Annotated in this window: 19 protein-coding genes and 2 tRNA genes; 18 read left to right on the forward strand and 3 right to left on the reverse strand. The window is 72.2% G+C overall.

Going from position 1 to position 21,608, the window contains the following annotated elements; all coding sequences use genetic code 11:
• Nucleotides 1-2: 2 nt before the first annotated feature.
• Nucleotides 3-608 carry a hypothetical protein gene (locus tag ASC54_RS08220; protein WP_055898247.1) on the reverse strand — a complete coding sequence of 202 codons (606 nt, stop codon included), beginning with the start codon at nt 606-608 and terminating at the stop codon, nt 3-5.
• A gap of 50 nt (nt 609-658) precedes the next feature.
• Here ASC54_RS08220 and ASC54_RS08225 point away from each other — a divergent pair, with 50 nt between their 5' ends.
• The 7 genes from ASC54_RS08225 to gltX all read left to right on the forward strand — a co-directional run bounded on the left by ASC54_RS08225 (nt 659) and on the right by gltX (nt 10,253).
• Nucleotides 659-2,332, forward strand: a complete 1,674-nt coding sequence (locus ASC54_RS08225; RefSeq protein ID WP_055898250.1) for an ABC transporter ATP-binding protein — start codon at nt 659-661, stop codon at nt 2,330-2,332.
• 131 nt (nt 2,333-2,463) lie between these two features.
• On the forward strand, nt 2,464-4,371 hold the full coding sequence (gene typA / locus ASC54_RS08230) for a translational GTPase TypA (protein WP_055859730.1): 1,908 nt from the start codon (nt 2,464-2,466) through the stop codon (nt 4,369-4,371).
• Nucleotides 4,372-4,385: 14 nt separating this feature from the next.
• A complete protein-coding gene (locus tag ASC54_RS08235; RefSeq protein ID WP_156376795.1) occupies nt 4,386-4,886 on the forward strand; it encodes a hypothetical protein in 501 nt (166 codons plus the stop codon).
• A 100-nt stretch (nt 4,887-4,986) separates the two neighbouring features.
• Nucleotides 4,987-5,766 (forward strand): fumarylacetoacetate hydrolase family protein, encoded by a 780-nt coding sequence (locus ASC54_RS08240; RefSeq protein WP_055898253.1) that lies wholly within the window; start codon nt 4,987-4,989, stop codon nt 5,764-5,766.
• A 52-nt stretch (nt 5,767-5,818) separates the two neighbouring features.
• Nucleotides 5,819-7,102, forward strand: a complete 1,284-nt coding sequence (locus tag ASC54_RS08245) for an MFS transporter (protein ID WP_055898257.1) — start codon at nt 5,819-5,821, stop codon at nt 7,100-7,102.
• Between the two features lie 170 nt (nt 7,103-7,272).
• The gene (locus tag ASC54_RS08250; protein WP_055898260.1) at nt 7,273-8,712 is read left to right on the forward strand and encodes a cell wall-binding repeat-containing protein; all 1,440 of its coding nucleotides are present in this window, start codon (nt 7,273-7,275) and stop codon (nt 8,710-8,712) included.
• 41 nt (nt 8,713-8,753) lie between these two features.
• On the forward strand, nt 8,754-10,253 hold the full coding sequence (gene gltX / locus ASC54_RS08255; protein WP_055859742.1) for a glutamate--tRNA ligase: 1,500 nt from the start codon (nt 8,754-8,756) through the stop codon (nt 10,251-10,253).
• A 164-nt stretch (nt 10,254-10,417) separates the two neighbouring features.
• Here the strand turns inward: gltX and ASC54_RS08260 are convergent, their stop codons facing one another.
• Nucleotides 10,418-11,362, reverse strand: a complete 945-nt coding sequence (locus tag ASC54_RS08260; RefSeq protein WP_055898263.1) for a cytochrome b/b6 domain-containing protein — start codon at nt 11,360-11,362, stop codon at nt 10,418-10,420.
• Nucleotides 11,363-11,445: 83 nt separating this feature from the next.
• On the opposite strand from ASC54_RS08260, the gene ASC54_RS08265 reads away from it, so the two are divergent.
• From ASC54_RS08265 to ASC54_RS08275, 3 genes are all read left to right on the forward strand, one after another.
• Nucleotides 11,446-12,117 (forward strand): hypothetical protein, encoded by a 672-nt coding sequence (locus ASC54_RS08265; RefSeq protein WP_156376796.1) that lies wholly within the window; start codon nt 11,446-11,448, stop codon nt 12,115-12,117.
• 143 nt (nt 12,118-12,260) lie between these two features.
• Nucleotides 12,261-12,332, forward strand: a tRNA-Gln gene (locus tag ASC54_RS08270).
• A 72-nt stretch (nt 12,333-12,404) separates the two neighbouring features.
• Nucleotides 12,405-13,379, forward strand: coding sequence for a Ppx/GppA phosphatase family protein (locus ASC54_RS08275; protein ID WP_055898267.1), 975 nt, complete (start codon nt 12,405-12,407; stop codon nt 13,377-13,379).
• Here the strand turns inward: ASC54_RS08275 and ASC54_RS08280 are convergent.
• Nucleotides 13,376-14,008: an MBL fold metallo-hydrolase gene (locus ASC54_RS08280; protein WP_055898269.1), complete on the reverse strand. Its 633-nt coding sequence runs from the start codon at nt 14,006-14,008 to the stop codon at nt 13,376-13,378. The two genes, ASC54_RS08275 and ASC54_RS08280, sit on opposite strands and share 4 nt — an antisense overlap.
• 85 nt (nt 14,009-14,093) lie before the next feature.
• Between ASC54_RS08280 and ASC54_RS08285 the strand changes: the two genes are divergently transcribed.
• The 8 genes from ASC54_RS08285 (at nt 14,094) to ASC54_RS08320 (ending at nt 21,529) form a co-directional block, all read left to right on the forward strand.
• Complete coding sequence (locus ASC54_RS08285) at nt 14,094-14,375, forward strand: metal-sensitive transcriptional regulator (RefSeq protein ID WP_055859760.1); 282 nt, start codon at nt 14,094-14,096, stop codon at nt 14,373-14,375.
• A gap of 80 nt (nt 14,376-14,455) precedes the next feature.
• The gene (locus tag ASC54_RS08290; protein ID WP_200932320.1) at nt 14,456-15,376 is read left to right on the forward strand and encodes a diacylglycerol kinase family protein; all 921 of its coding nucleotides are present in this window, start codon (nt 14,456-14,458) and stop codon (nt 15,374-15,376) included.
• 95 nt (nt 15,377-15,471) lie between these two features.
• A tRNA-Glu gene (locus ASC54_RS08295) sits at nt 15,472-15,547 on the forward strand.
• A 231-nt stretch (nt 15,548-15,778) separates the two neighbouring features.
• Nucleotides 15,779-16,861, forward strand: a complete 1,083-nt coding sequence (locus ASC54_RS08300; protein WP_055898271.1) for a TerC family protein — start codon at nt 15,779-15,781, stop codon at nt 16,859-16,861.
• 135 nt (nt 16,862-16,996) lie between these two features.
• Nucleotides 16,997-17,878, forward strand: coding sequence for a PP2C family serine/threonine-protein phosphatase (locus tag ASC54_RS08305; protein WP_235451432.1), 882 nt, complete (start codon nt 16,997-16,999; stop codon nt 17,876-17,878).
• Nucleotides 17,875-18,984, forward strand: coding sequence for an FHA domain-containing protein (locus ASC54_RS08310; RefSeq protein ID WP_055898274.1), 1,110 nt, complete (start codon nt 17,875-17,877; stop codon nt 18,982-18,984). Before ASC54_RS08305 ends, ASC54_RS08310 begins: the two co-directional genes overlap by 4 nt.
• Nucleotides 18,984-20,801 (forward strand): serine/threonine-protein kinase, encoded by a 1,818-nt coding sequence (locus ASC54_RS08315; RefSeq protein WP_055898279.1) that lies wholly within the window; start codon nt 18,984-18,986, stop codon nt 20,799-20,801. The genes ASC54_RS08310 and ASC54_RS08315 overlap by 1 nt, the downstream gene beginning before the upstream one ends.
• Nucleotides 20,798-21,529, forward strand: a complete 732-nt coding sequence (locus ASC54_RS08320) for a hypothetical protein (protein ID WP_055859774.1) — start codon at nt 20,798-20,800, stop codon at nt 21,527-21,529. Before ASC54_RS08315 ends, ASC54_RS08320 begins: the two co-directional genes overlap by 4 nt.
• Nucleotides 21,530-21,608 lie beyond the last annotated feature (79 nt).

Raw genomic sequence — 21,608 nt, forward strand, 5'->3', positions numbered from 1 at the left:
GTTCAGAGCACGAGGCCCGCGAGGCAGAGCACCGCAAGGCCGAGCACGATGCCGAGCTCGAGCGCGTGCACGGTCCGGCGCGGCTGCGCCTCCGGCGCGTCGGGGCGCAGGAGGCCGTCGTCGCGCAGCTCCTCCCAGTGGCGACGGATGACGTTCGCGGCGGCGCCGCTGTCGGTGTTGAGCGCGTCACCGGGCCGGATCGACCCTGCCACGTGCGCCGACTCCGAGACGCGCAAGTCGTCGCGACCGAGCGTCATGGGCGTCCAGCGCGAGCCGGCTGGCGCGGCCCAGGCTTCGATCCGCTTGCCGCCCGCGCGCAGCGTGAGCGCCCACTTCGTGTCGATGAGCTGGATGCCCTCCCAGGGCAGCACCCACGAGACGAAGGGGTTGCGCACCTCGACGGCGTCCTGGCGCACCGCGACGCCCGGCAGCCAGAACAGCACGGCAGTGCCGTAGGCCATGAGGCCCAGCCACCAGCCGTAGCGCACAAGGCCCTCGACGTCGCCCGTGACCACGAACCCACCGAGACCCGCGAGCGCGAGCACCGTCATGACGACGGTGAGCACGCGGCCGAAGAGCGGACGGAAGACGACGGGCTGGAATCGCATGATGCCAGCCTGTCAGACCGCCGCGACCTGAACGCAGGGAAGGACCTCCCGTGAGCACCACCACCCCCACCGCCGTCGAGACCGTGCTCGAGGTCGAGAACCTCGGCGTCGACTTCTGGGTCGACGGCGAGTACTACCCCGCGGCCGTCGGCCTCGACTACCGCGTCAAGCGCGGCGAGGTGCTCGCGATCGTCGGCGAGTCCGGCTCGGGCAAGAGCTCGAGCTCGATGGCCCTCCTGGGGCTGCTTCCGCCGACCGCGCGCGTCACGGGTTCGATCAAGCTCCTCGGGCGCGAGATCGCCGGCCTCGACAACCGTGAGCTGAGGAAGGTGCGCGGCAACCAGATCGCCGTGATCTTCCAGGAGCCCATGACGGCGCTCAACCCCGTGTACACGATCGGGTTCCAGATCGTCGAGACGCTCCGCACGCACTACGACCTCACGCCCGCCGCGGCGAAGGAGCGCGCGATCGAGCTGCTCGAGAAGGTCGAGATGCCCGACCCGCAGACGGCGTTCAACAAGTACCCCCATCAGCTGTCCGGCGGCCAGCGACAGCGCGCGATGATCGCCCAGTCGATCTCGTGCGACCCCGTGCTGCTCATCGCCGACGAGCCGACGACGGCGCTCGACGTGACCGTCCAGGCCGAGATCCTCGAGCTGCTGCGCAGCCTGCGCACGCGCCTCGACTCCGCGATCGTGCTCATCACGCACGACATGGGCGTCGTCGCCGACCTCGCGGACTCGATCATGGTCATGAAGAACGGCGAGGCCGTGGAGCAGGGAGCGGCGCTCGACATCTTCCAGCGGCCGCAGCATCCGTACACGCAGTCGCTGCTCGCGTCGGTGCCGCACCTCGGACTCGAGATCTCGGAGACCGGGACGTCGCGCACCGCGCCGTCGACGATGACGACGCCCGCGCTGTCGTTCCAGGACGTGGCGATCGAGTACCCGAAGCGCGGGCGCGTCCCGGCGTTCCTCGCCGCGGACGAGATCAATCTCAGCGTGTACCCGGGCGAGATCGTCGGACTCGTGGGCGAGTCGGGCTCGGGCAAGACGACCCTCGGCCGCGCCGCCGTCGGCCTCCTGCCGATCAAGAGCGGCACGCTGATCTCGGCCGGCGTCGACATCTCCAGCGGCGGGACGAAGGAGCTCAAGTCGCTGCGCCGCAAGGCGGGCATCGTCTTCCAGGACCCGGGCTCGAGCCTCAATCCCCGCATGCCGATCGGCGAGTCGATCGGCGAGCCGCTCTTCCTCGCCGGCGAGGCCGAGGGCAAAGAGCTCGACAAGCGCGTGCAGGAGCTTCTGAGCTCGGTCGAGCTCCCCACGAGCTACCGCAACCGCTACCCGCACGAGCTCTCCGGCGGTCAGCGCCAGCGCGTCGGCATCGCTCGCGCCCTATCGCTCGCTCCCGAGCTCCTCATCGCCGACGAGCCGACGAGCGCGCTCGACGTCTCGGTGCAGGCGCGATTCCTGGATCTCCTCCAGGACCTCCAGCAGAAGCTGCAGTTCGCGTGCCTCTTCATCAGCCACGACCTCGCCGTCGTCGACATCCTCGCCCACCGCATCGCCGTGATGCACCGCGGTCGACTCGTCGAGCAGGGCACGCGCGACGAGATCCTCCGCAGCCCGAAGGAGGCGTACACGCAGCGCCTCATCGCGGCGGTGCCGCTGCCCGATCCGATCGCGCAGCGCGAGCGCCGCGAGAGCCGGCGCGCCGGGCTCTAGCCGCATCCCGCAGAGGGCCGAGCGAGACCGGACCCCCGCCCGAGAGGGCGGCGGGTAGACTGGTCGCATCGCTCGGCCCTTTCTGCGTGCCCTGAGCCCCGAATCCTCCTCGAACTGAAAGCTGCTTCCGTATGGCGCTCGCCACCCGCTCCGACCTGCGCAACGTGGCGATCGTCGCCCACGTCGACCACGGCAAGACCACTCTCGTCGACGCCATGCTGCGCCAGACCGACTCCTTCGCCGCGCACGCCCACCTCGAGGACCGCGCGATGGACTCGAACGATCTCGAGCGCGAGAAGGGCATCACGATCCTCGCCAAGAACACGGCGGTGACCTACAAGGGCAAGCACGCCGATGGTCAGGAGATCACGATCAACGTGATCGACACCCCCGGCCACGCCGACTTCGGCGGCGAGGTCGAGCGCGGCCTGAGCATGGTCGACGGGGTCGTCCTGCTCGTCGACGCGAGCGAGGGCCCGCTGCCTCAGACCCGCTTCGTGCTGCGCAAGGCGCTCGCCGCGAAGCTCCCGGTCATCCTGCTCGTCAACAAGACCGACCGCCCGGATGCCCGCATCGAGGCCGTCGAGGAGGAGACCCACGACCTGCTGCTGGGCCTCGCGAGCGACCTCCAGGACGAGGTGCCCGACCTCGACGTGGACGCCATCCTCGACCTGCCCGTCATCTACGCCTCCGGCCGCGCCGGCGCGGCGAGCCGCACGCGCCCCGCCGACGGCGAGCTTCCCGACAACGACGACCTCGAGCCGCTCTTCGAGGCGATCCTCCAGCACATCCCCGCCCCGACCTACGACGACGAGCACCCCCTGCAGGCGCACGTCACGAACCTCGACGCGAGCCCCTTCCTCGGCCGCATCGCGCTTCTCCGCATCTTCAACGGAACCCTGAAGAAGGGCCAGACGGTCGCCTGGGTGCGCCACGACGGCTCGCACACCAACATGCGCATCACCGAGCTGCTGAAGACCCGCGCGCTCGAGCGCTATCCGGCCGAGTCGGGCACGGCGGGCGACATCGTCGCGATCGCCGGCATCGAGGACATCACGATCGGCGAGACGATCGCCGACCCGGAGGATATCCGCCCCCTCCCGGCCATCACGGTCGACGAGCCCGCGATCTCGATGACGATCGGCACCAACACCTCGCCCCTCGTCGGCAAGGTCAAGGGCCACAAGCTCACGGCGCGCATGGTCAAGGACCGCCTCGACCGCGAGCTCATCGGAAACGTCTCGATCCGCGTCGTCGACATCGGCCGCCCCGATGCGTGGGAGGTCCAGGGCCGCGGCGAGCTCGCGCTCGCCATCCTCGTCGAGAACATGCGCCGCGAGGGCTTCGAGCTCACCGTCGGCAAGCCGCAGGTCGTCACCAAGACCATCGACGGGAAGCTCCACGAGCCGTTCGAGCAGCTCACGATCGATGCGCCGGAGGAGTACCTCGGCGCGATCACGCAGCTCCTCGCCGCGCGCCGCGGCCGGATGGAGGGCATGTCGAACCACGGCACCGGCTGGGTGCGCATGGAGTTCCTCGTCCCGAGCCGCGGCCTCATCGGCTTCCGCACCGAGTTCCTCACCACGACGCGCGGTACCGGGATCGCGAACGCGATCTCCCACGGCTACGAGCCGTGGGCCGGATCGATCCAGTCGCGCAACAACGGCTCGATCGTGGCGGACCGCTCGGGCGTCGTGACGAGCAACGCGATGATGACGCTCCAGGAGCGCATGTCGTTCTTCGTGAACCCCACCGAGGAGGTCTACGAGGGCATGGTCGTCGGCGAGAACTCGCGCGCGGACGACATGGACGTCAACATCACCAAGGAGAAGAAGCTCAACAACATCCGCTCCTCCACCGCGGAGGAGCTCGAGCGACTCACGCCTCCCCGCCAGCTGACGCTCGAGGAATGCCTGGAGTTCGCCCGCGAGGACGAGTGCGTCGAGGTCACGCCCGAGAAGGTGCGGATCCGCAAGGTCGAGCTCGACCAGACTCTGCGCGCCCGCGCGACCTCCCGCCTGAAGAAGCAGAACGCCTGACCCGAGGAGCCACCATGCGTCGCACCCCCCGTCGTATCGTCGCCGTCGCCCTCGCCGGAGCGCTCGCCCTCGGGGCGAGCGGGTGCGCGACGGGAACGCCGATCGACAACATCGTCGAGGGCCTCGTCGACCAGGGCGTCGAGCAGATCACCTCCGGCATCGACGAGTCCGTCCGCGGTCTCGTCGACGACGTCCTCGGCGGCGTCGAGCTCTCGACCGACGGTGAGCCGCCCTCGAGCTTCCCGCGCGAGGTCCCGCTCGTCGGCGAAGTGCTCGGCGGCGGGGCGGGCCCCGAGGGGTCGGGCTGGGTGGTCCGCACCCGGGTCGATGACGCCGGCGCGTTCGACGCGGCCGCCGCGGCGCTCGAGGGCGCCGGATTCGCCGCGAGCGGCGTCTCGAGCGACGCCGACAGCGGGTACGGCGCGTTCACCTCGGGCGCGTACCGCGTCGATCTCTCGGTCGCGACGGATGCCCAGGGCGAGGTCACCGCCACGTACGTCGTCACCCCGGCCTGAGCATCCGCGCTCTCGGCCGCGTCGTGGGCGCCGAGCGCCCCCGATCGCGCACTCGATGCATTCGCATGAAGCAGGACTGCACAGAAGGTAGGCTCTCGCCGTGAAGATCGCACGATTCAGCACCGATGGATCCCCCCGGTACGGCATCGTCGACGACGAGGAGCTCGTCGTCCTGTCGGGCGACCCGATGTACCACGGTTACGACACGACGGGCGAGCGGGTGCCGCTGGCGGAGGCGAAGATCCTCGCGCCGGTCATCCCGCGCTCGAAGGTCGTCTGCGTGGGCATGAACTACGCCGCCCACCGCAAGGAGATGGGGCACGAGGGGCCCGAGACACCGCTCATCTTCCTCAAGCCCAACACGGCGGTCGTCGGCCCGGGCGACCCCATCGTCATCCCGCCCGTCGAAGGCCGCATCGTGCACGAGGGTGAGCTGGCGATCGTCATCGGCTCGGTCGCCAAGCGCGTCAAGGCCGATAACTGGCGCGACGTGGTCTTCGGCTTCACGATCGCCAACGACGTGTCGGCGCGCGACGTCATGTTCGCCGACGGACAGTGGGCGCGCGCGAAGGGCTACGACACGTTCTGCCCGCTCGGCCCCTACATCGACACCGAGATCGACCCGACGAGCCTCGCGATCGAGACCCGCGTCGACGGCGAGGTGCGCCGCTCGGGCAACACCGCGGACCTGCTGCACAAGATCCCGCAGCTCATCGAGTTCATCAGCGACGTGTGGACGCTCCTGCCGGGCGACATCATCCTCACCGGCACCCCCGACGGCCTCGGGGGCTTCGTCGACGGCCAGACGATCGACATCACGATCGAGGGCCTCGGCACGCTCAGCAATCCCGCGAAGAACCGCGACGACCGCGACTACTGATCGGGGCCCGCGGCCCCGCGCGCCGGATGCCCGGCAGCGGCATGATGGAGCCATGAGCCCCACCGCCCTCACCCCGACGGCCACGGCCGCGCCCGTCGACGTCGCGGCCGTCCAGCGCCGGGTCCGCTCGACCCTCATGGCCGGGCAGGTGCTCGCCGGACTCGGGATGGGGTCGACGCTGAGCATCGGCGCGATCCTCGCCGCCGAGGTCTCCGGCTCGCCCGCCTACAGCGGACTCGCCGCCACCATGGCCACGCTCGGCGCCGCGCTCGCCGCCATCCCGCTCGCGCGCCTCGCCGCTCGCGCCGGGCGCGCCCCGGCCCTCGCGACGGGCGCGCTCACCGCCGCGACCGGCGCCGTCCTCGCGATCGTGGCCGCCGGGCTGTCGAGCTTCCCGCTGCTGCTCGTCGGCATCATGCTCATCGGCGTCGGCACCGCCGTGAACCTGCAGTCGCGCTTCGCGGCCTCCGACCTCGCATCGCCCGCGACACGAGGCCGCGACCTGTCGCTCGTCGTGTGGGCCACGACCGTCGGCGCGGTGAGCGGCCCCAACCTCATCGGCCCGGGCGAGCAGCTCGGCGAGGCGATCGGGCTGCCCGCGCTCTCCGGGCCGTTCCTCTTCACCGTCGCCGCCCAGGTGCTCGCCGCGACCCTCTATCTCGTCGCGCTGCGGCCCGACCCCCTGCGGCTCTCGCTGCGTCTCGCGCGCGATGCCGCGGCCGCGGCGTCGGCAGCGGGGGAGTCGGGGACCGAGGCGGTGCGCAGCGACCGCGCGGGCATCCGCCTCGCCCTGATCGCCCTCGCGCTCAGCCACGCCACGATGGTGAGCGTCATGGCGATGACGCCCGTGCACCTGACCGACCACGGCGCGAGCCTCGTCATCGTGGGCTTCACGATCAGCCTGCACATCGCGGGCATGTACGCGCTCTCGCCGGTCTTCGGCGTCCTCGCCGACCGGCTCGGGCGCTGGTGGACGATCCTGATCGGGCAGGGTCTGCTCGTCGCGAGCCTGCTGGTCACCGCGCTCGGCGCCGAGAGCGAGGCGGCGGTCGTCACCGGGCTCATCCTGCTCGGCCTCGGCTGGAGCGCCTCGACCGTCGCGGGCAGTGCTCTCCTGACCGAGTCGACGGCGCCCGAGCGGCGGCCGGTCATCCAGGGCCGCAGCGACCTGCTCATGAGTGGCAGCGGGGCGGTCGGCGGTCTCCTCGCCGGCCCCACGCTCGCCGCGCTCGGCTACTCGGGACTGTCGCTCGTCGCGCTCGGGCTCGTGGCGGTCGTGGTGACGACGCTCGTGGTCACGCCGCGCGCGGCCCGCGGGCGCTCGACCCGGCGGTAGCCGCCCCGTCCGCCGGTGGTCGCCCCTTCGGGGGGAGATCCTGATCCGCACCGCGGGGCTACACTGGGCCCACGTCGCGGCGGGGGTCGTGACCGTCGCGCGATGATTCCTGGCGATCGTCGCGGTGAATCCGGGTCCGGGGGGAAGCCGTGAGACAACACGTCACTGTCATGATCGTCGCGACCCTGCTCCTCACCGCGGTCGCTCCGGCCACAGCTGCGCTCTCCCTCGCCCCCACCGCCGGCGACGCGAACTCGGGGTCGTCGATGGCGGACGCGGGTCAGAACCTCACGGCGGCGGCGACGGGCGTGCCGAGCGCGGGGGTCCACCTGGCGGAGCGCGACCTCATCCTGAAAGAGACGAACGCGCTCCGAGCGGCCAACGGTCTTCCCCCGTTCCGAGTGAACGAGGCGCTCGACGACATCGCGCAGGACTGGGCGGAGCAGCAGGCGACGACCGGATCCATGTCCCACCGCGTCGGCTTCGCCTCCCTCTATCCCTCCGGGTGGTCGCGGGCGGCCGAGAACGTCGCGATGGGCTACCAGCCCGACTCCGTGGTGGACGCCTGGGCGGCGTCGACGGGGCACCGCGCCAACATCCTGTCGTCGAGCACGGACATCGGCATCGGTGCAGCACGGGACGCGCGAGGCCGGTGGTTCTACACGCAGAACTTCGGCCGGTACGCCGTTGCGCCGCCGACGGTGCCCGGCGCTGTTCACCGGATCGCCGGACCGGACCGCTACGCCGTCTCCGCGCGGACATCGGCCCGCACATTCGCTGCCGGTGTCCCGACGGTCTATGTGGCGTCCGGCGCGAACTTCCCGGATGCGCTGAGCGCCGCGGCCCTGGCGGGGGCCGCACGCGGCCCGCTCCTGCTCGTCTCGCCGACCTCCGTCCCCGCTGTCGTCCTGGCGGAGCTGCGTCGGCTGTCGCCCGCGCGGATCGTCGTCGCCGGCGGCCCGGCGTCGGTCAGCGATCCCGTGCTCGCCGCACTCCGCACCGTCGCTCCCCGTGTCGACCGCATGTCAGGAGCCGACCGGTACGAGGTGTCGCGCAATCTCGGTATCGACGCCTACGGGAGCTCGGGAGCGCCGACGGTGTTCCTGGCGACAGGATCCGGATTCGCCGACGCGCTGGCGGCCGGCCCGGCGGCGGCGTCGGTTCGAGCGCCCGTCCTGCTGGTTCGAGGTTCGGCCGATGTCGCCGATGCCGCCACTCTCGCCTTCCTGCGGAAGGTCGGGGCTCGCAGCATCGTCATCGTGGGCGGCCCCGCGACGGTGACGCAGGGAATCGAGTCGTCGCTGGCGTCCGCCGGGTACGCCGTGCAGCGCATCGGCGGTGCCGATCGTTTCGAGGTCGCTGCCGGCCTCGCGTCGCGCTACTTCCCCGATGCGAGTCGCGCGTACGTCGCGACCGGCCGGGGCTTCGCCGACGCCCTCTCGGGGGGTGCCGCGGCGGGCGCACTGGGGGCCCCGCTGCTGACATCGAACCAGGCGTGCCTCCCGGCATCCGTGCGCAGCGCGATCAGCGCGCGATCTCCGGCCGACATCGTGCTCCTCGGCGGCCATGCGACGCTCGCGCCGACGGTGGCCGGCTTCTACCGCTGCTGATCGCCCGGGCCGCGCCCCGCCCGCCGGTAGGATCGCAGGCGATGACTTCCCCCGCCTTCTCCACCGCCACGGGCAGCGATGTCCGCGTGCGCTTCTGCCCGTCGCCGACCGGCACGCCGCACGTCGGCCTCGTCCGCACGGCCCTGTTCAACTGGGCCTACGCGCGCCACACCGGCGGGACGATGATCTTCCGCATCGAGGACACCGACACCGCCCGCGACAGCGAGGAGAGCTACCACCAGCTGCTCGACGCCCTGCGCTGGCTCGGCATCGACTGGGACGAGGGCGTCGAGGTCGGCGGCCCGCAGGCCCCCTACCGGCAGTCGCAGCGCGGCGAGATCTACGCGCGCATCATCCAGAGGCTGACGGATGCCGGCCACCTCTACGAGTCGTACCTCACGCCGGAGGAGATCGAGGCCCGCAACATCGCCGCGGGCCGCGACCCGAAGATGGGCTACGACAACGCCGAGCGCGAGCTCACCGACGAGCAGCGCGCGGCCTACCGTGCGGAGGGCCGGCAGCCCGCGCTGCGTCTGCGGGTGCCCGACACGGCGCTGAGCTTCACCGACCTGGTGCGCGGCGAGATCACCTTCCCGCAGGGCAGCTTCGTCGACTTCGTCGTCGTGCGCCCGAACGGCGCCCCCCTCTACACGTTCGTGAACCCGGTGGACGACGCGCTCATGGGCGTCACGCACGTGCTCCGCGGGGAGGACCTGCTGTCGTCGACGCCGCGCCAGATCGCGCTGTACCACGCCCTCATCGACATCGGCGTGGCCGAGGCGATCCCGCAGTTCGGGCACCTGCCGTTCGTCATGGGGGAGGGCAACAGGAAGCTCAGCAAGCGCGATCCCGAGTCGAACCTCTTCCACCACCGCGATCGCGGGTTCATCCCCGAGGGCCTGCTCAACTACCTGTCGCTGCTGGGCTGGTCGCTCAGCCACGACCGCGACGTCTTCACCCTCGACGAGCTCGTCGCCGCCTTCGACGTGCGCGACGTCAACCCCAACCCCGCGCGGTTCGACCTGAAGAAGGCCGAGGCCATCAACGGCGACCACGTGCGGCGCCTGCCCCTCGACGAGTTCGTCGAGCGGAGCATCCCGTACTGCAGCGGCGCGGGCCTGTTCCACGACGTCCCCCGACCGTCGGAGCGCGCGCTGCTGACGAGGGCCGCGCCCCTCGTGCAGGAGCGCGTGGGTCTCCTCGGCGAGGTGCCTGGCATGGTCGGCTTCCTGTTCACGGCCGATGACGACCTCCAGATCGAGGCGGATGCTCGAGCCTCGCTCGGCGCCGACGCAGCCGCGGTGCTCGACGCCGGCATCGGCGCGCTCGAGTGGCTCGAGGAGTTCACGCCGGAGGGCATCGAGGCGGCCCTGCGCACCGCGCTCATCGAGGGGCTCGGCCTCAAGCCGCGGCTCGCGTTCGGCCCGCTGCGCGTCGCCGTCTCAGGCCGCCGCGTGAGCCCGCCGCTGTTCGAGTCGATGGAGCTCCTCGGCCGCGACTCCACCCTCGCTCGCCTGCGGGCCCTGCGCGCGAGCCTCTAGCCGCGCGCCCGCGCGCAGAACCGCGCCCGCCCGCGTCGACCAAATGAAGGGAGCGGGGGCGTCGGCGACGGCGTGTCGCGTGCGACACGCCGTGATGCGCGCGGGCGCTCCCTTCATTTGGTCAATGGGCTCGGCGGGGGAGGGCCGGTCGCGAGCGGAGTCGGCTAGCCCCCGGGGGTGCGAGGTGGCGCCGGCATGACCCGCACGTCGGCAACCCGCTGCGCGATCGCGATCTGCGCGGGGGGTCGCAGCAGCACCCAGGCGGCCGCCATGACGCCGGTCGAGAGGGCGAAGAGCCCGACGCCGAGCCAACTGCCGGCGTCGTCGATGCCCGCGTAGATGCCGTTGAGGTTCTCGCGCGCTCCGGTGAGCAGAACGAGCGCGACGTGCGCGACCGTGAACGCCAGGAAGTACCAGAGCACGACGCGGTGCGCCCGCCGCGCGGCGGAGTCGGAGAGCGGCCCGCGGGCGCGCATCCACCGCGTCGGCCACACGGGCGAGAGCCGCAGCCCGGTGAGGGTCGCGAGCGGCGCGGCGATCACGACGGTCGCCGCGTAGAACAGCTGCTGGAGGCTGTTGTAGCCGGCCCACGTGTCATGGGCGGGCCAGTCGAGCGCGAGGTACTGCACGGCGGAGGAGACCGCGTTCGGCACGACCGTGACGTCCGTCGGGATGAGCCTCTGCCAGTGCCCGCTCGCGACGAGCGCGACGACGTAGACGAGCCCCGTGATCACCCACAGGGTGTCGACGACGAGGTGCCACCAGGAGTGCAGGCCGAGCCGGCTCGGGCTCCTCGCCGCGAATGCGCCCGTCGTGCGTCGCGTCACGAACGCCGGCGGGCGCTTCCCGGCGCGCAGGTGCAGCCCCGAGCTGACGATGAAGAGCAGGAGGAAGGCGCTCAGCCAGTGCGTCCAGCGCAGCCAGGCCGGGAACCCCTCGGGGGTGCCGAGCGGCGGGTCGTACGCGCCGGGGTAGTCGTTGATGAAGGATGCGCCGGCCGGGCTGTCGAGGAACGCCCGCGCGGCGATCATGGCCGCAGCGAGCACCGCCAGCGCCGCGACCGCCGCGAGCACGACCGCACGGCGGCGGAGGGCGGTCGGGCGCGGCACGCCGTCCACCGTATCGCTCGCGAGCGCACCGTCGCTGGGGGCGCGGCGGCGGGCGCTCCGCCGGCCGCGGCTAAGGTGGTCCGGTGTCTGACTTCCCCTCGAAAGTGCCCGAGTGGGTGCGCTGGATCCCGGCCGTCCTCCTGAGCGCGATCATCATCGCGGTGGTGGCCTTCGCGGCCTCCCAGGGTCCGCGACTGGCCGCCGGTCCGGGGCCTGCGGAGACGAACGAGGTCGACGACCTCAACTTCTCGGTCTTCAGCGAGGAGGGGCTCGCCTTCATCGATGAGCAGCGCATCCCGCGCCTGGATCTCCGCGATCTCCCCGTCGAGACGGAGCCGCTCGGTCTTCCCGCGGATGGCGAGCTCGTGATCGGCCCGCACCCGCAGGACCTCGACTACCGGCTCGTGCTGCTCGCATCGGGTGGCGAGGGAGGCGCGCGGTTCACCACCGTCACGTTCACGATCACGACGAAGGATGGGGAGGTGCGCGAGCTGCGCGTCGCCCCGCCGCGGGAGGTCGCCGTCGGCACCTTCCGCGACGTCGAGGCCTTCGCGGTGGAGTCGGCCGAGCGCTTCGGATACCCGCCGATCGCCAGCGGCACGCTCCTCGACCTCGTGCTCGCGGCGCAGGAGAGCGGGGAGCCCGAGACCACGCGGACGGCATCGGGCGACCGCACCGGGCTGCCGACGCAGCTGGAGATCACGTGCACGGGCGATGCCTTCTGCCAGCCGATCTTCGTCATCGACGTCGGGTGAGGCCGCCGGGGGTCGCGCGGCGAGGGGCGCGCCCGGGCTCCGGTACGCGTTCGTGCCCGCCCGGCCGGTAGGGTAAACTCGCATCTCGGCCCGCCTAGCGGTGCCACGGAGTCACTGCAGGGCGCGAGCCCGCAGTACCCCGGTGGGGTATGGTGTAATTGGCAACACGGCTGATTCTGGTTCAGTTGTTCTTGGTTCGAGTCCAGGTACCCCAGCGTTCCGAAACCCCCGGTGCTCCCGGGGGTTTCGTCGTCTGCGCAGGGCGCCGCCCCGCGTACGCTCGACGCATGCGCCTCGGAGTCATCGACGTCGGCTCGAACACCGTCCACCTGCTCGTCGTCGATGCGCATCCCGGCGCAAGCCCCGTGCCCTACCGCTCCGAGCGCTCGACGCTCCGTCTCATGCGCTTCCTCGATGAGGACGGCGCGATCGTCGAGGAGGGGCAGCACCTCCTCATCGACGCGATCGGCAGCGCCGCGGCCACGGTCGCGGAGATCGGCGTCGACGACGTCATCTCGACGGCGACCTCCGCCATCCGCGAAGCGGCCAACGGCGAGGAGGTCCTCGCCCGGATCGCGCGCGAGACGGGCGTCGAGCTCCAGGTGCTCTCGGGCGACGACGAGGCGCGCATCACGATGCTCGCCGTGCGGCGCTGGTTCGGCTGGTCGGCGGGCGAGATCCTGCTGTTCGACATCGGCGGAGGCTCGTTCGAGATCGCGCAGGGCGCCGACGAGTACCCGGATGCGCAGGTCTCCCTGCCGCTCGGCGCCGCGAGGGCGACCGCGCGCTTCCTGCGGGGCGACCCCCCGACGCGGGACGCGGTGTCGGCGCTCCGCGCCCACGCCCGCGCCGCGTTCACGGAGGCGCGCGACGCGCTCTTCGCCGAGCGGCCGAAGCCCACGCGGGTCGTCGGGACCTCCAAGACCATCCGCTCGCTCGGCCGCCTCGTCGGCGGCCCCGCCGATCCGATCACGGGCGCCCCGGCGCCGATCTACTACACGGGCCTGCGCGAGTGGGAGCCGACGTTGCGCGAGATGCCCTCCGACGTCCGGCAGTACCTCCCCGGCATCACGCCCGAGCGCGGCCCGCAGATCCTCGCCGGCGCGATCCTGCTGCGCACGGCCATGAAGGTGTTCGACGTGCCGACGCTGATCGTCTCGCCGTGGGCGCTGCGCGAGGGCATCGTGCTGCGCTACATCGACGCGCTCGACGCCCCCGGCCGGTCGGGCTCCCCGGGCGCATCGGGCGCCCCTGCCGGCTAGATCTCGAGCGTCTCGCCCGCGACGAGCGGGAAGAACGCGCCGCCGTGCGACTCGACCACGTGAGCGATGCGGCCGTTCGCCATCGCGTTGCCCGCGTCGGAGTTCACGCGCTCGTGCGTCGGGAGCGCCCTCCGCGGCCGCACCGCGTCGAGGTAGTCCATGACCTCGCCGATCTTCAGCCACGGCGCGCTCGCGGGCACGGCGAGCACGTCGACGGCGACCCCGGGGTCGGTGAACGAGTCGCCCGGGTAGTAGAGAGCGTCGTTGACCATCACCCCGAGGTTGTCCACCACCGGGATGCTCGCGTGGATGACCGCGTGGCGGCCCCCGGAGAAGGCGAGCGAGAAGGGGCCGGCGCTGCGGGCATCCCCCGCGGTCACGATCTGCCACGCGTAGCCCGGCAGCGCTGCCGCGACCCCGGCGGGAGCGAACAGCTCCACCCCCTCGGCGGAGGCCAGGAGGCGGTCGAGGTGCTCGGCCGTCACGTGATCGGCGTGCTCGTGCGTCACCACGATGCCCGCGAGCCCGGGGGCGTCGAAGGGGGCGGTGAAGACTCCGGGGTCGATGACGAGGGTCGCCCCCTCGTGCTCGAGGACCAGGCAGGCGTGCTCGCGCTTCGTCAGGATCATGGCGACACTGTAGTCACCGCCCCTGGACGGCGCGTCACGGGCGCGGTGATTGCCCGCGCGTACCCCCGGGGGGTACCATGGCCGAATGATCGACGACATCAAGAAGCGCTCCCTCCACCGCGCGCGCATCCTCCAGGGCCAGATGCGCGGCATCGAGCGCATGATCGAGGCCGACGAGTACTGCGTCGACATCATCACCCAGTCGCTCGCGATCCAGAAGAGCCTCCGCAGCCTCAACAAGCTGCTCGTCGAGAACCACCTCCGCACGCACGTGACCGACATGTTCGACGCCGGCGGCGACGAGCGCGAGAAGGCCGTCGCCGAGCTGCTCGCGGTGTTCGAGCTGCAGAACAACCGCGGCAGCTGAGCCGAACTGAGCGGCGCGCCGCGCCCGACCGCCCGCCGCGCGCGGGCGGTCCGCCCCCATAATCGGCAAGTGTGACGACGATGCGCACGCTCGCGGTGGCGATCAACCCGACCGCGTCCTTCGGCCGGGGGCGCGAGGTCGGTCCGCTCGCCGTCGCCCTCCTGCGCGAGCGCGGCCACGTCGTCCACGAGCTCGTCGCCTCGAGCCTCGATGCTCTGCGAGCGGATGCGGTCGCGCGGCTCGCCTCGGCCGTCGACGCCCTCGTCGTGGTCGGCGGCGACGGCATGGTCAACCTCGGCGTGGAGCTCACGGCGGGCACGGGCATCCCGCTCGGGATCATCCCCAGCGGCACCGGCAACGACATGGCGCGCGGCCTCGGCATCGCCCTCGACGACCCCGAGGCGGCGGTGATCGGGATGCTCGCGGCCCTCGATCGCGGCCCGCGGCTCATCGATGCGGCCCGCATCGAGTTCGCCACGACGTCGACCGGGAGTGCGAGCGCGCGCGGCGGCTCCCGCCGCTTCGCCTGCGTGCTCTCCGCCGGGTTCGACGCGATCGTCAACGAGCGGGCCAACCGCATGCGCCGGCCGCGCGGGCGCAGCCGGTACACGATCGCCCTGCTCGTCGAGCTCGCGCGACTGCGACCGATCGACTACCGGCTCGTGGTCGACGGCGTCGAACTCCGCGAGCGCGCGCTTCTGGTGTCGGTGGGCAACAACACCTCGCTCGGCGGCGGCATGACGGTGACGCCGGCGGCGCTGCTCGACGACGGGCTGCTCGACGTCATGCTCGTGCGGCCGCTCTCGCGTCTCGCGTTCCTCCGCATCTTCCCGCGCGTGTTCGCGGGCACGCATGTGACCGACCCGCGCGTGGTCACGATGCGCGCGCGCCGCATCCGCATCGAGGCGGAGGGCATCGTCGCCTACGCCGACGGCGAGCGGATCGCCCCTCTGCCGATCGATGTGGAGGTCGAGCCGGGAGCTCTGCGCGTGCTCGCCTGATGCCTCTCGAAAGCCCGCCCTCGCGCGGATCGGAGGCGGTCGTCGCCGGTTTGGATTCAGCCTCGGACGTATGCCATACTCGTCCAGTCGCAAACGGCCCCATCGTATAGCGGCCTAGTACGCCGCCCTCTCACGGCGGTAACGCGGGTTCGAATCCCGCTGGGGTCACCACCCACGAAACCCCCGGTCATGCCGGGGGTTTCGTCGTCCCCGGGGGTCCGCGCGGCAGACGTGGAGGCGGCCGACGGTAGACTCGCCGGAGCGAAGGGGAGTATCCCGATTCGCCTGTTCCGTCATCACGGGCTCCGTCGTCGAGGCCCCGGGCAGGCGCCGCGATCCGCGGGGGAGAGACCTTCGGCCCTCAGCGCACCCCCGAATCGCACCCCCGAACGGAAGGTCCCCGTGGACTACGTCATCCCCGCCTGGTTCGAGATCGGATCGTTCGTCGTCCTGACGATCATCCTGGTCGCCGATCTCCTGCTCGTCGTCCGGCGCCCGCACGTGCCGAGCCCCAAGGAGTCGGGATTGTGGGTGGCGTTCTACGTCACGCTCGCGCTCATCTTCGCGGGGCTCATGTTCGCGTTCGTCGGGCCCGACGCGGGCGGCGAGTTCGTGGCGGGCTGGCTGACGGAGTACAGCCTCTCGATCGACAACCTCTTCGTCTTCGTCATCATCATGGCCCAGTTCTCGGTGCCCAAGAAGATGCAGCAGGAGGTGCTCATGGTGGGCATCATCCTCGCGCTGCTGTTCCGCGGCGTGTTCATCCTGCTCGGCGCGACGCTCATCGAGGCCTACAGCTGGGTGTTCTACATCTTCGGCGCCTTCCTCCTCATCACCGCGGCGCAGCAGGCGTTCTCGGGCCGCGATGACGACGAGGAGCGCGAGTCCAAGCTCATCGGATTCCTCCGCAAGCGCATCGCGATCACCGACGAGTTCGACGGCATGAAGATCCGCACCCGCATCGACGGCAGGACCTTCTTCACGCCGCTGCTCATCGTCTTCATCGCGATCGGCACGACCGACCTGATCTTCGCGCTCGACTCGATCCCGGCGATCTTCGGCATCACGCAGAGCCCGTTCATCGTCTTCACGGCGAACGTCTTCGCCCTCATGGGCCTGCGCCAGCTCTACTTCCTCCTCGGCCACCTCGTCGACAAGCTCGAGTACCTCAAGTACGGCATCGCCTTCATCCTCGCCTTCATCGGCGTCAAGCTCGTGCTGCACGCCCTCCACGAGAACGAGGTTCCGTTCATCAACGGCGGGGAGCCGCTCCCCGTGCCCGAGATCGACACCTGGACGTCGCTCATCGTCATCATCCTGGCGATGGCGGTCTCGGTCGCCGCGAGCCTGCTGAAGCTGCGTCGTGAGCAGCGGCACATCCCGAGCCTCACGGGTCCCGACGACGACGAGGCGCCGGCCGGGGTCGAGACGGCCGCCGAGGGCGAGGCGTCGGTGCGCGGCGCGAGCGAGTCCCGCGAGCGCTGATCGGGGCGCCCGCGCACGCGAGCTCCTCCGAATGAGAGGTCGGATGCTCGAGCGCCGTGAATGCGGCACTGAGTGCTCCTCAATCAGTCGCTAGGGTTGTCCACCGACAGGTCGGTGATCGAAGGGGCGTTGTTCGTGCGCGATGAGACGGTGGTTCCCGTCGGCTCCGGGCGAACCCGCATCGCGGTCTCCGCGCAGACCTCCGCGGGCGCCGTCCGGCCGCTCAACGAGGACAGCTTCCGCGCCGCCGCCCCGCTCTTCGTCGTCGCCGACGGGATGGGCGGGCACGAGCGCGGCGATGTGGCCAGTCGCACCGCGATCGCCGCTCTCGCCGAGCGCGTGCCCGCCGAGGCGGTGCCCACGGTCGACGAGCTCATCGACGCGATCGCCGCCGCCAATGACGCCGTGCGCGCGCAGTCGCAGCGCGACGGCGTGGAGGGCGTCTCCGGGACGACCCTGGTCGTTCTCGCGCTCGTGCGAGGCGGAGGCGACTCCGCCTACTGGATGGCGGCGAACGTCGGCGACTCCCGCCTCTACGAGTGGACCGGCCGCGAGCTCACCCAGCTCACCGTCGACCACTCGTACGTGCAGGAGCTCGTCGACACGGGCCATCTGACCGCCGCCGAGGCGCTCGTGCATCCCGACCGCAACGTCATCACGCGCGCCGTCGGGGTGCGCCCCGACGTCGTCGCCGACGTGTGGCTGCTGCCGGTCTCGGGCGAGCAGGTCTTCCTGCTGTGCTCCGACGGCCTCACGCGTGAACTGAGCGACGACGCGATCGCCGAGCTCCTCATGCGCCACGGCGCCGCGGGCGAGGAGGGCTCTGTCGCCGACGCCCTCGTCGAGGCGGCGGTCGCGGCGGGCGGCTCCGACAACGTGACGGCGATCGTCGTGGAGTCCTCCAGCGCGACCGCGCTCGTCGGCGCGGGCGCGCGCGAGAGCATCGCATCCACGCGCGAGCGGCCCGGCGCCGAGCTGGAGGACACCCTTCCCCGAGCCGGCGGGGGCGCCGCATGACCGCGCACTACACGCCGGGCGACGGCGCGCTCCTCGCCGTCCGCGGCGGCGTGGCCGTCCTCGTTCCCGACGCGTCCGCGCCGAGCGCGCTGACGCCGTCGTCGCTGTGGGATGCGCTCGGTCTCGACGACCCCGTCACGCACGTCCTCGAGGTGCTCTCGAGCGCGGGCCTCGCTGCGATGCCCCCCTTCGCGATCGTCGATGCGCGCGCCGCCGCCGCCCGCGCGTTCGTGCGCGGAGCGCTCGCGATCGCCGTCGAGTCGGCGGGAGCCCGCGACGCGCTCGATGGCGCCGAGGTCTCCACGTGGCGCGAGTCGGTCGTCCCGTCCTTCGACGTGATCCGCATCGCGCCGTCGGCGAGCGGCTCCCAGGCGGGCGCGCCGGGGCTCGAGGCGGGCGCGCTTCCGCTCGAGGCGGGCGTCGTCCGGGCTGCGGCGGTCGAGCTGCGGGCCGGCGCCGCACCGCGCGCCTCTCGCTCGCCGCTGGCGGAGACGCCCGAGCCCGCCCCGACCTCGGTCGCGGTGCCCGATCCCGTGGCGGCGCCCGCTCCCGAGGCGGCATCCCCCGTCGAGAGCGCACCCGTCGCGGAGCAGACGCTCACCGAGCCGTTCGAGACCGACGAAGGCCTCTTCGAGGAGACCGTCGTGCGCACGCCCGCCGAGGCGGCGCTCGTCGGCGACCACGACGGGCTCACGGTCGTCGGTCGCGAGATCCCCGGCTTCGCCGAGCGCGAGCGGGTCATCCCGCCCCCCGCGGCAGCGGCGGCCGCCGCCCCGCGATACGTGGTCGAGGTCGACTCCGGCCAGATCGAGCCGCTTACCGGCCCCGTCGTCGTCGGCCGAGCGCCGATCGCGGCGAAGGTCTCCAGCGGCGCCGTGCCCCGACTGGTCGTCATCCCCGACAACCCCGACATCTCGCGCACCCACGTGCGCATCGCGCTCGAGGGCGACACGGTCGTCGTGACCGACCTGCACTCGCGCAACGGCACGACCCTCCGCATGCCCGGCAAGCCCCCGCAGCTGCTGCGGGCGGGGGAGGCCACGCCCGTCCTGGAGGGAACGGTCATCGACCTCGGCGGCACCACGCTCGCCGTGCGGAGCCGGTGATGCGCCGCGCGCCCAGCACGCCGCCCGAGCTCCCGGGCTACGAGTTCGTCCGGCTCCTCGGAGCCGGAGGGTTCAGCGACGTCTTCCTGTACCAGCAGCTGCTGCCGCGCCGGCAGGTGGCCGTGAAGGTGCTCATCGCGGACGGACTGGATTCGGGAGCGCGGGCCGCGTTCGTCGACGAGGCGAACCTGATGGCGCGCCTGAGCGCGCATCCCTCGATCGTCACGATCTTCCACGCCGACATCGCCCCCGACGACCGGCCCTACTTCGTCATGGAGTACTGCTCGGGCCCCAGCCTCAGCGAGCAGGCCAAGCGCGCCCCGTTCACCGTCGTCGACGCCCTGCGCACGGGCGTGCGGCTCGTCGGCGCCGTCGCGACCGCGCACGCCGCGGGCATCCTGCACCGCGACATCAAGCCCGCCAACGTGCTCACGAACGACTACGGCTGGCCGGCGCTGACCGACTTCGGCATCTCCTCCCGCGTCATCGACGAGGCCGTCGTTCACACCACGACCCTCTCGGAGCTGCGGGGCGGCTCGAGCACCGAGAGCCAGTCGGTCGGCATGAGCGTGCCGTGGTCGCCTCCCGAGATGTTCGCCGATCGCCCGCAGCCGGATGTCCGATCCGACGTCTTCTCCCTCGCCGCGACCCTGCACACGCTGCTCGCGGGGCGCACGCCCTTCGAGATCCCGGGGCGTCCCAACGGCGCCCTCGACCTCATCGGCCGCATCGAGCGCGGTGCGATCACGCCGCTGCCGCGCGACGACGTGCCCCCCTCGCTGCAGGCGGTGCTGCGGAAGGGCATGGCGACCAGCCCGGCCGACCGCTACGCCACGGCGATCGAGTTCGGCCGAGCGCTGCAGCGGGTCGAGCTCGAGCTCGGCTACGCGTCGACGCCGCTCGACGTGCCCGCCGTGGTGCAGGACCCGGTCGAGCGCGAGGAGCCGGTGCCCGGCGACGAGACGCGCGTGCGCGGGGTCACGGTCATCGCGCCCGGGGCGCCCGCTGCGCCGACGGCCCCGGCGGCGCCTCCGGCCGCGTCCAGCGCTCTGGACGACCCGACCGTCATGCGCGCCGAGGATGCGACCGTGCTGCGCGCCGAGGACGCCACCGTCGTGCGCGCGAGCGACGCGACCGCGGTGCGGCGGGCGGGCGCCTCCGGCGCCGGCGCGGTGGGCGCGGACGGGTCCGCCGCGGCCCCGCGCGTCGAGGACACCGTCGTGCGCTCGCCCGACCCGAGGCGTCCCGCGGGCGGCGGGCTCGGGGCGGCAGCGGGTGCTCGGGCGGCGACCTCCGGAACGGGCATCCCCCTCGATGCGGACCTCGCCGACGGCCCTGCGCATGCCGCGTCGGAGAGCCCATCGCCGGCCCCCGCCGACGGCGTCCCGGTGCGCCGTCGCCGCGTCATCGGCGCTCTCGCGGCGGTCGGCGGCCTGCTCCTGGCGGCCGCGATCGCGATCGCGGTCGTCGTCGGGGGCGGCGACGTCAGAGAGCGGCCCGAGGCGGGATCGAACGATCCGACGTCGGAGCCCGGCATCGCGATCCCCGTCGTGACCGTCCCCTCGCCCGTGCTGGTCACCGCCCAGCCGAGCGCCGACGGGAGCGCCGTCGTCTTCACGATCGCCAACCCCGAGCCGGAGGACGGCGATCAGCTGCGCTGGGCCCGTGCCGAGCAGCCGGGCGAGCGCCGGCCCGTCGAGGGCGACGCGATCGTCGTGCCCCTCTCCGCCCCCGGTGCGCGCGTCTGCATCGAGGCCGAGATCATCCGCGCCGGCCGCGCATCCGCGGCCCCTCTCGAGAGCTGCTACCCCGAATGAGCGACGTGACCGCATCCCTCCCGATCCCCGCGGCCGACGCCCGCGCGCCCCGCATCGAGTTCTGCGGGGAGTGGACCGACGTCGACCCCGCCGAGGGCCTCGGCATCGGCCGCGAGTCCGATCTGACGATCGACGACAATCCCTTCCTGCACCGCACCTTCCTGCGCGTGCACGCCGAGCACGGGCTGTGGTGGCTCTCGAACGTGGGAGGCGTGCTCTCCGCGACGGTCTCGGACGGCTCGGGCGCGGTGCAGGCCTGGCTCGGCCCGGGCGCCCGGCTGCCCATCGTCTTCCCCGCCCTGCACGTGATGTTCAGCGCCGGCTCCACCACCTACGACTTCACCGTGCACACCGAGCAGGACTACTTCGATACCGTGCCGACGCTCGACTCCGAGCCCGGCTCGACGACGCGGATGCCCGTGAGCCTCACCTCCTCGCAGCGCCTGCTGATCGTCGCCCTCGCCGAGGACGTCCTGCGCCAGAGCGTGCCGGGCCGAGGAGCGATCCCGAGCTCGGCCGACGCGGCCGCCCGCCTCGGATGGCCGCTGACGACCTTCAACCGCAAGCTCGACAACGTGTGCGACAAGCTCGACCGCATCGGCGTGCAGGGGCTGCGCGGTGGCCCGGGCAAGCTCGCGACGCAGCGCCGCGCCCGCCTCGTGGAGTACGCCGTCGTGACCCGGCTCGTGAGCATGGACGATCTGGCCCTGCTCGACCAGCAGGGGTAGGACTCCCCATCGCAGGTGATTAATCCGCGTGTTACGGTGACGGCTGGTTTCGGGGTACGACGACGCATGGGGATGACCG

It is taken from the genome of Yonghaparkia sp. Root332, from assembly GCF_001425665.1.
GTDB lineage: Bacteria > Actinomycetota > Actinomycetes > Actinomycetales > Microbacteriaceae > Microcella.

Excerpts from the sequence above, each read along its gene's own strand:
- ASC54_RS08275 (WP_055898267.1), top strand. The coding sequence starts at position 12,405 with ATGCGCCTCGGAGTCATCGACGTCGGCTCGAACACCGTCCACCTGCTC.
- ASC54_RS08235 (WP_156376795.1), top strand. The coding sequence starts at position 4,386 with ATGCGTCGCACCCCCCGTCGTATCGTCGCCGTCGCCCTCGCCGGAGCG.
- ASC54_RS08245 (WP_055898257.1), top strand. The coding sequence starts at position 5,819 with ATGAGCCCCACCGCCCTCACCCCGACGGCCACGGCCGCGCCCGTCGAC.
- ASC54_RS08310 (WP_055898274.1), top strand. The coding sequence starts at position 17,875 with ATGACCGCGCACTACACGCCGGGCGACGGCGCGCTCCTCGCCGTCCGC.
- ASC54_RS08315 (WP_055898279.1), top strand. The coding sequence starts at position 18,984 with ATGCGCCGCGCGCCCAGCACGCCGCCCGAGCTCCCGGGCTACGAGTTC.
- ASC54_RS08320 (WP_055859774.1), top strand. The coding sequence starts at position 20,798 with ATGAGCGACGTGACCGCATCCCTCCCGATCCCCGCGGCCGACGCCCGC.
- ASC54_RS08250 (WP_055898260.1), top strand. The coding sequence starts at position 7,273 with ATGATCGTCGCGACCCTGCTCCTCACCGCGGTCGCTCCGGCCACAGCT.
- ASC54_RS08280 (WP_055898269.1), bottom strand. The coding sequence starts at position 14,008 with ATGATCCTGACGAAGCGCGAGCACGCCTGCCTGGTCCTCGAGCACGAG.
- typA (WP_055859730.1), top strand. The coding sequence starts at position 2,464 with ATGGCGCTCGCCACCCGCTCCGACCTGCGCAACGTGGCGATCGTCGCC.
- ASC54_RS08285 (WP_055859760.1), top strand. The coding sequence starts at position 14,094 with ATGATCGACGACATCAAGAAGCGCTCCCTCCACCGCGCGCGCATCCTC.
- ASC54_RS08220 (WP_055898247.1), bottom strand. The coding sequence starts at position 608 with ATGCGATTCCAGCCCGTCGTCTTCCGTCCGCTCTTCGGCCGCGTGCTC.
- gltX (WP_055859742.1), top strand. The coding sequence starts at position 8,754 with ATGACTTCCCCCGCCTTCTCCACCGCCACGGGCAGCGATGTCCGCGTG.
- ASC54_RS08290 (WP_200932320.1), top strand. The coding sequence starts at position 14,456 with ATGCGCACGCTCGCGGTGGCGATCAACCCGACCGCGTCCTTCGGCCGG.